Source organism: Limnohabitans sp. (assembly GCF_036804465.1).
Classification (GTDB): domain Bacteria; phylum Pseudomonadota; class Gammaproteobacteria; order Burkholderiales; family Burkholderiaceae_C; genus Limnohabitans.
On sequence record NZ_DAIRSK010000003.1, the window covers coordinates 124,588 to 132,434 of the forward strand.

The following is a 7,847-nucleotide window of genomic DNA, read 5'->3' on the forward strand; positions in this document are numbered from 1 at the left end:
TCTCATGAAAAAACTTCTCTTACTTCTCTCTCTTGTGGCCTTTCTGTCGGGTTGTGCCTCGGGTGTCAAACTCGATGATGTGCAGGTTGAAGACCGCGCCGCCAGCAGCATTCCCAGCGTCAACAGCCAAACCGCCGTGCCTGGTCTGAGCTCGCGTAACTTGGGTGCCATGCAAGGCATCAAAGTGGGCCCTGTGGGTGTTGAGCACATCATTTATTTTGAACTCGACAGCTACAGCGTCAAGTCTGAATACCAAGCCGTGCTCGATGCGCACGCGCGCTACTTGCGTGCAGACCGCAACCGCCGCGTCAACTTAGAAGGCCATACCGACGAGCGCGGTGGCAGCGAATACAACTTGGCGCTGGGTCAAAAGCGCTCAGAGGCGGTACGCCGAGCCTTGGCCGCCTTGGGTGTTCCAGAAAGCCAAATGGAAGCTGTGAGTTTTGGCAAAGAAAAACCTGTGGCCCAAGGCTCAGATGAGTCGGCCTACAGCCAAAACCGTCGTGCGGCGCTGAACTACCAATGACACGCCAGCCTTCTTTTGCCATCCGTCTGGTGACCCTGGCTGCAGGTGTGTTGCTGAGCATGAGCGCGCAAGCGGCATTGTTTGAAGACAGCGATGCACGTCGTGCCATTTTGGATTTGCGCCAGCGCTTGGAGCGACAAGGCGAAGAAATTCAAAACGTCCAACGCACCTTGCTGCAACAACAAAACCAGTTCGAAGCCTTGAGAACCGAAGCCGCTCGCTTGCGTGGTGAAAAAGAAGAATTGAGCCAAGAGTTAAGCAAAGAGCTGCGCCGCGCCAAAGAGCAGTCGCAGGGTATGGAAGAGCGCCTGAAAAAGTTTGAACCCGTTGCCGTCAAAGTCGACGGGATTGGATTTATGGCTGAACCCAACGAAATCAAAGCTTACGAAGATGCGCTGTCCGTCTTTCGTAAGGGCGACTTTGTGCCCGCTGCCGTGGCTTTCACCGAATTCATAGGGCGTTACCCCAGCAGCGGTTATCTGGTGCCCTCCCTGTTTTGGCTAGGCAACGCCCAATATGCCAACCGCGCCTATGCAATCGCCATTGGCCACTTCAACGCGCTCTTGGCCAAAGCGCCGCAACATCTGCGGGCGCCAGAGTCCATGTTGTCCGTTGCCAATTGCCAATTGGAGCTCAAAGACATCAAGGCCGCCCGCAAAACTTTGGCCGATGTGGTCAAAACGTATCCACAAACCGAGGCCGCTCTGGCCGCGTCTGAACGTTTGGCGAAACTCAAATGACAGAGTTAGCCACGCTCACCCGAGAGGTCCTAGGGGCCTTTTTTTTAGGCGGCTTGTTGCTGGGCGCCATTAGCCAGCGCACCCACTTTTGCACCATGGGCGCCATCGCAGACATCGTGCACATGGGCAGCTGGACCCGCGCCCGGCAATGGATCTGCGCCATCGGTGTGGCCATGTTGGGCTTTACGGCTTTGTCTGACCTCGGGCTCATTGACCCCAGCAAAACCTTGTATGCCAGCCCCCGTCTCATGTGGCTGTCCACCCTGGTGGGCGGCATCATGTTTGGCTACGGCATGGTCATTGCGTCTGGCTGCGGCAACAAAACCTTGGTGCGCATCGGTGGCGGCAACCTCAAGTCCTTGGTGGTCATGGTGGTGATGGGCATCAGCGCCTTTGCCACGCTCAAAGGCATCACCGCTGTGCTGCGTGTCAACACAGTCGATACCGTGTTTATCCAGCTTCCCTCAGGTGCCAACCTCCATGCATTGGATCTGCCGTACCTTGGCTACATCTTGGGCGCGGGGCTGCTGTTGTTGGTGTTGCGACACAAAGATTTTTGGACTTTTGACAGCCTGTTGGCTGGCCTTGGCGTGGGCGGCTTGGTGGTCGCCATGTGGTGGGTCAGTGGGCATGTGGGCTTTGTGCCCGAACACCCCGAAACTTTAGAGGCCGTGTACCTTGCCACCAACTCTGGTCGTATGGAAGCCCTGAACTTTGTCGCCCCCGTGGCCTACACCTTGGACTGGTTGATGTTTTACAGCGACGCCTCCAAAGTGCTGAGCGTGGGCATTGCGGCCGTGGCGGGCGTCTTGTTGGGCTCAGCGGCCTCCGCCCTGCAAAACAAAAGCTTTCGCTGGGAAGGCTTTGCCAACCCACGCGACTTGGGCCAACACCTGCTGGGCAGCGTGTTGATGGGCGTGGGCGGGGTGACCGCCATGGGCTGCACATTTGGTCAAGGCCTGAGCGGTATCTCTACCCTGAGCCTCAACGCTTGCGTGGCTTTGGCCGCCATCGTGCTGGGCGCGTGGGTGGCGCTGCGCCAACAAGTCGCAAGGCATGAGCGCACCGCTTGTGCTTGAACTTGGCTTACAAGCAACCTCCGTGACCGAGCGTCGCTTTGGCGGCCTTGCACGTTTGTACGGTGTCCATGGTGCGACGCGCATACGCGCAGCCCATGTGGTGGTGGTGGGCGTGGGCGGCGTGGGGTCTTGGACGGTGGAGGCCTTGGCGCGCAGCGGGGTGGGGCGCTTGACCCTGATCGACCTTGACCACGTGTCTGAGTCCAATATCAACCGACAAATTCATGCGCTCGACGACACCCTGGGGATGGCCAAAGTTGAGGCATTGCGCCAGCGCATCACCCACATCAACCCTGACTGCGTGGTCAACTGCATCGAAGCGTTTGTAGAGCCCAGCAACTGGCCAGGCATCTTGGACGACACAGATGTGGATGCTGTGGTGGACGCATGTGACCAAATCAAGGCCAAAACCGCCATGGCTGCATGGGCCATTAAAAAGCATGTGATTTTCATCACCGTGGGTGCAGCAGGCGGCAAGCGACACGCGCACAAAGTGGACATTGACGACCTGTGCCACACCAGCCACGATCCGCTCTTAGCCAAGTTGCGCTACAACCTGCGCCGCGAGCACGGCGCAGCGCGTGAGGGCCAAAAAATAGGCGTTGCCTGCGTGTTCAGCCGAGAGGCTGTGGCGCCTCCAGATGCAAGCTGCAACATTCCAAACCATGGGCCAGTCGATGGCTCGTTGAACTGCAGCGGCTATGGCTCTGTGGTGAGCGTCACGGCCACGTTTGGGCAGTGCGCAGCGGGCTGGGTGATGGACCAAATTTCTTCCGCGCCATTGCCATCGCTGTAAAAAATACGCTATACTTGCAGGCTTCGCAGGGTGGGTAATAAGCGTTAAACACCGTGCGTGATGGGACCATAGCTCAGTTGGTAGAGCAGCGGACTTTTAATCCGTTTGTCGTGGGTTCGACCCCCGCTGGTCCCACCAAAAATATCAATGAAATCAAGCACTTAGAGAAATCCAAGTGCTTTTTTTCTGCCTGAATTTTGAGTGCGCACCGACGACGCACTTTTTGTTATTCCGTCAATCTAAATACCCTGACAGCGTTTTGATAAGCGACTTTTTTCAGAGTCTCTGGCTGAAGGTAGGGAAAGAGTCCCTCTCTAAACTCTTGCATGACTTCGTCGTATCTGTGTTCGTCTGGCGCGTGTGTATCGCTGCCGATCATGAATCTATCTGGATACAGCTCAATTGATTTGAGCCAAATTTCTTTGACGCCGTGGCGGGTTGAAAAAGCCTGGCCAACTTCCTTTTCATTCAACACCGCGCCTTTTCTAGACAGCTCAAAATAAATGTTTGGGTGTGTTTCAAGTAAGTCACGAATGAGTGGTTGCCTGCTGTAGGGCAGTCCATGAGAGAGGACGGTGCTGACATTGGGAAATTCAGCAAGGTATTTCTTGAGGGAGGCAATATTGACATCATCTGCTTCCATGTGAAGTTGTATGAAACTCGAATGCTTGTTGGCAATTTCGTACATCCTGCGAACCACGGGATTGTCCAAAGTGACTTTTCTTCTAAAGTTATTGCTGGGTGCAGAGTTGTTGTTGTCAATGTGTATTTCGCCAAATCCATAGGCTTTTCTGGTTTCAAGCAAGGCGTCCGCGACTTGGAACAGTTCCACAAAAGCTCTGTGGTTTGAATTGGTTAAGCCTTGGGCTCCAGCAGAGTAAAAGACTTGCGTAAATTCAGCCTGCCCGAGACCAAAAAAATATCTGTTGCCCAAAGCCGTTTGCATGTCTTGCGTGCTAGGTGGGTTTTTCCCCGTGGGGCCGACGCCGCCACCCCATTTGACATTGTTTCTGTCCATCTGCGCTTGATGAAATGAAACCAAACGGTCCACCGTGTGCATGTGAACGTCTGCGATGGGGACAGTCTTTGCAAGCGCCAAAGAGGCTTGAATTTGAATGGGTTTGTCCTGGGCTTGAGATACGGCACAAAAAGCAACAAGTGTGACGAAGATCAACTTAAACGAACGCATGGAAGTTTCCTTTTTTCTTCTCACTTGGGAGTGCAAGACACCGCCTAAACTTTACCGCTTGGTTGTCACGCACTAAAATTTTTAAAATTGTCGTTTTTAATAAAAATACGATTAATCTTATGTAAATATAATAAAAACAAAAAATAGACGCAAAAAAGCAGGGCCTGGCGTTCACCAGGTCCTGACGATTGAATCTTTTATTAGGCGTGAGCCGATCAAGCCATCGCGGTGTTGCCTGACAAATAGCTGGCGTAATTGTTGGTCAGTTCGTTGTAGGCGCTGGCGGCTTCATCGAATTTGTTTTGCTTTTGCAACAGCCAACCGTAGTTGAACCATGCCACATGCTTACACTCGTCTTTGCCGTGCTTGAGCCACTGACGGTACAACTCAATTGCTTCTTGGTGCTGACCTGCGGCTTGCAGCATTTCTGCGGCTTGCGTCAGTTCACCCAGGGTGAAACTGGTGAGATGCGCACCTGATAGATGTTGGTTTGTCATGTCTTTCTCCTAAATTTAAAAATTCGAGTGAGTTAAAGCATAATTTGTGCCAACAAAAAATTGACAGTGGTACTTCCAAATATGAAAAGTTTAAGATTCCTTGTCGTGTTATTTTTTAGCTGCCTGTCACTGGTTCACGCGGTTGAAATGTCCCCATTTGATGAGGTTCGCACCCAGTACAAAACCTACCGTGATCCCACGCGACTGTCCTACCTCTACAACCGCTGCGCCGCACTGCAACTCAATGTATCGGCGCTATTGCAGCGCAAGGGAGAGAAAAAAGGCGCCCAAGATTTTGAGGCCTTGGCCCAGCACTACATGGTTTTGTCCGAAGCCAATGAGCGCGAAATCGACAAAAAACGCGGCCTCAAAAGCAAAGACACCATGAAAACCGTGCAGCGCAACGTGGGTACCGTGTCTGAGGTCTACAGCAAGCGCCTCAAAAACAACTACGCCAAGCGCGGCGAATTCATCGTGGGTGACGCCCAACTCGAGGCTGAGCTGGCTGAATGCAACTTGCCTGAGGTGTTTAAGAAGAAGGCCTTGGCTCAGTAGCGGCCTCCAGCCCACGCTATGCTCAGGCTGTCTGAATAGCGCGATTGAAGGGAGTATTGATGCGTCCAACCCCATACACACTAGCCGCCTGGGCCTTGCTGTTTGGCGCAAGCGCAGGGGCGCAAACCATGCCAGATGCGGGCACGTTGATGCGCCAAAGCGAGCAAATGTTCAAACAAAGCCAGCAGCAACGCATTCAGCCGCAGCGGGCATCACTGCCGCCTGAGATGGTGGTGGACGAGACCACCGTGGTCACCGCTCAGCGTTTTCAATTCATGGGCAATCAGCTCTTGACCACGGGTCAGCTGCAAGCAGTGGCCTTGCCTTTTGCCAACCGTCCACTCAAGCAACAGGATTTGCAGCAGCTCACCTACGCCGTGTCTCAAGCCTATCGCCAAGCCGGCTGGCTGGTGCAGGCCTACATTCCGCGCCAACCCCTCACGGGTGTGGTGCTGACCCTGCAAGTGATTGAAAGCATTCCACCCAGCAAACCAGGCCAATAACGAAGCCAATAACCCAATACCGAGGCCAGAAAACCCGTCAATTAAGCGGCAAGGCATGAAACTTGCATGAAGACAGCCCCTATGGTTGTTTTTCTACTCGTTTTGTGAAATTAACTCGGTCGCGAATCATTGCTGCGATTGCCTTACTGTGCCTTTTGGCCTGGTCGTGGGATGTCTACGACCCGGTGATGCCAAAAACCGCAGGCACTGTGCTGCGCGCGATTGAGGACACAACCGATCTGCCCGTCACCCGTTGGGTCGAGTCCATCACGGGCCAAACCATCGCCAAACCCATCACCAAACCCGCGCCACACAAGGCCGAACCCAAAACCATGGTCGATGCCGTCATGGAAAAAATGCTGGAGCAGCAAGAGGTCGAAGAGGCCGCCAAAGCGCTCATGACCCTCAAAAACATCAAGTTCACAGGCGTCACGATTTTGGGCGACATGGAACTCAGGGGCATGGTCGAGCCCTTTCTCAACACCCCCATGACTTACGAGCAAATGCTGGAAATCGGCATGGTGGTGGAGCAGTACTACCGCAAAAACAACTACCTCGCCCGCGCCATTTTGCCGCCGCAAGACCTGACTGACGGGGTTTTGACGGTCGAAGTCATTGAATCGGTGTTCTCCAGAGTCGAGATTGAGCAAGAACTCGCTGACCTGCCCAACACCCAAGCCCATGTGGAGGCCATCATCGAAGCCCAGCAAAAAACTGGCGAGCCTTTGAACACCAAGTCGCTGGACCGCGCCTTGGCACTGGCCAATGACTTACCGGGCATCAACGTCCAAGGCTCACTGCGTCAAGGCCGAGAGGCGGGCGAGACCGAATTGCTGCTCAAGATGTACCAAGGTCGCACCCGTCAAGCCGAGCTGACCGCAGACAACGCGGGTTCGCGCGCTACCGGCTTCATGCGCGTCATGGCCAGCCTGACCTGGTTTAACCCCAATGACTTGGCCGACTTGCTCAACGTGGTGGCCGTGCACACCCGTGGCAGCGACTACGCCCGCTTGGCCTACAGCCTGCCGGTGGGCACCGACGGCTGGCGTATGGGCCTGAACACATCCCTCATGAACTACCAAGTGGTGGTGGGCGAACAGGGCATGGTGGGCGCAGTAGGCCGCGCATTGACCAAGGGCATGGAATGGATCTACCCACTGGTGCGTGCGGATGACCGCAGCGCCACCGTCACATTGGCGGCGGAGGCCAAACAATTTCAAAACACCTCGGCCCAAGGCCTGCTGATGTCCGACTACAAAGCCCAAGTCATGTCCGCGCAGGTGGCGGGCTTTTACCGCGACCTCAGCCCGGGCGGTGGCACCGGCACCTATTCAGCGCAGCTGACCAACGGCCACATCAATCTAGATGGCTCGCTCAGCCAACAAACCGATCTCAATGGCCCGCAAACCGCGGGCACTTTCAACAAAATCCGTCTGAACGGCACCTGGCAACAGGCCCTCAGCACCCAAACCTCAATTTTTACGTCCTACACCGGCCAGCTGGCCGACAAAAACCTAGACAGCTCTGAAAAAATGCAATTGGGCGGCATGAACGGCGTGCGCGCCTACCCCACGGGCGAGGGCTCGGGCACGGACGCTCAACTCATACAGCTAGAGCTGCGACATCAGCTAGAAAGCGGCATCAACCTGTCCACCTTCTATGACTGGGGCCAAGTCTGGATTCAGCACGACCCCAACTTCCCTGGCGGCCCCATCAACAATCGAAACACCTACAAAGGTTTTGGCGCCAGCCTGGGCTACACCACCAGCGATGGCGTGAACATCAAAGCCATTTGGGCGCGCAAGAGCGGCCAAAATCCCAACCCCACGCAAACCGGCAACGACCAAGATGGCACGCGTGATCGCAACCGTTATTGGCTGCAAGTCACGGTGCCTTTCTAACGTGACATTTTTGTCATAAACACCCTCAAGAAACCGCTGGCCGTTCCGAATCTGAATGGTT

9 protein-coding genes and 1 tRNA gene are annotated in these 7,847 nt (G+C 54.8%); 8 read left to right on the forward strand and 2 right to left on the reverse strand.

Features of this window, described 5'->3' with window-relative positions:
- Positions 1-4 precede the first annotated feature (4 nt).
- The 5 genes from pal (at position 5) to V7Q41_RS02680 (ending at position 3,279) form a co-directional block, all read left to right on the forward strand.
- Positions 5-526 carry a peptidoglycan-associated lipoprotein Pal gene (pal, locus tag V7Q41_RS02660; RefSeq protein WP_333842432.1) on the forward strand — a complete coding sequence of 174 codons (522 nt, stop codon included), beginning with the start codon at positions 5-7 and terminating at the stop codon, positions 524-526.
- Complete coding sequence (gene ybgF / locus V7Q41_RS02665) at positions 523-1,266, forward strand: tol-pal system protein YbgF (protein ID WP_333842434.1); 744 nt, start codon at positions 523-525, stop codon at positions 1,264-1,266. Before pal ends, ybgF begins: the two co-directional genes overlap by 4 nt.
- Positions 1,263-2,345, forward strand: coding sequence for a YeeE/YedE family protein (locus V7Q41_RS02670; protein ID WP_333842436.1), 1,083 nt, complete (start codon positions 1,263-1,265; stop codon positions 2,343-2,345). Before ybgF ends, V7Q41_RS02670 begins: the two co-directional genes overlap by 4 nt.
- Positions 2,323-3,141: a tRNA threonylcarbamoyladenosine dehydratase gene (locus V7Q41_RS02675; RefSeq protein ID WP_333842439.1), complete on the forward strand. Its 819-nt coding sequence runs from the start codon at positions 2,323-2,325 to the stop codon at positions 3,139-3,141. Before V7Q41_RS02670 ends, V7Q41_RS02675 begins: the two co-directional genes overlap by 23 nt.
- 62 nt (positions 3,142-3,203) lie before the next feature.
- Positions 3,204-3,279, forward strand: a tRNA-Lys gene (locus V7Q41_RS02680).
- An 88-nt stretch (positions 3,280-3,367) separates the two neighbouring features.
- Here V7Q41_RS02680 and V7Q41_RS02685 read toward each other — a convergent pair.
- Together V7Q41_RS02685 and V7Q41_RS02690 are read right to left on the reverse strand one after the other, a co-directional pair.
- Positions 3,368-4,330, reverse strand: a complete 963-nt coding sequence (locus V7Q41_RS02685) for an amidohydrolase family protein (protein ID WP_333842441.1) — start codon at positions 4,328-4,330, stop codon at positions 3,368-3,370.
- A 215-nt stretch (positions 4,331-4,545) separates the two neighbouring features.
- Positions 4,546-4,827, reverse strand: a complete 282-nt coding sequence (locus V7Q41_RS02690; protein WP_333842444.1) for a tetratricopeptide repeat protein — start codon at positions 4,825-4,827, stop codon at positions 4,546-4,548.
- Between the two features lie 147 nt (positions 4,828-4,974).
- Here V7Q41_RS02690 and V7Q41_RS02695 point away from each other — a divergent pair, with 147 nt between their 5' ends.
- The 3 genes from V7Q41_RS02695 (at position 4,975) to V7Q41_RS02705 (ending at position 7,786) form a co-directional block, all read left to right on the forward strand.
- On the forward strand, positions 4,975-5,382 hold the full coding sequence (locus V7Q41_RS02695) for a hypothetical protein (protein WP_333842447.1): 408 nt from the start codon (positions 4,975-4,977) through the stop codon (positions 5,380-5,382).
- 59 nt (positions 5,383-5,441) lie between these two features.
- Positions 5,442-5,885, forward strand: coding sequence for a POTRA domain-containing protein (locus V7Q41_RS02700; protein WP_333842450.1), 444 nt, complete (start codon positions 5,442-5,444; stop codon positions 5,883-5,885).
- Positions 5,886-6,073: 188 nt separating this feature from the next.
- Entirely contained in the window at positions 6,074-7,786 is a 1,713-nt protein-coding gene (locus V7Q41_RS02705; RefSeq protein ID WP_333842452.1) for a ShlB/FhaC/HecB family hemolysin secretion/activation protein, read from the forward strand.
- The last annotated feature ends 61 nt before the right edge of the window (positions 7,787-7,847 follow it).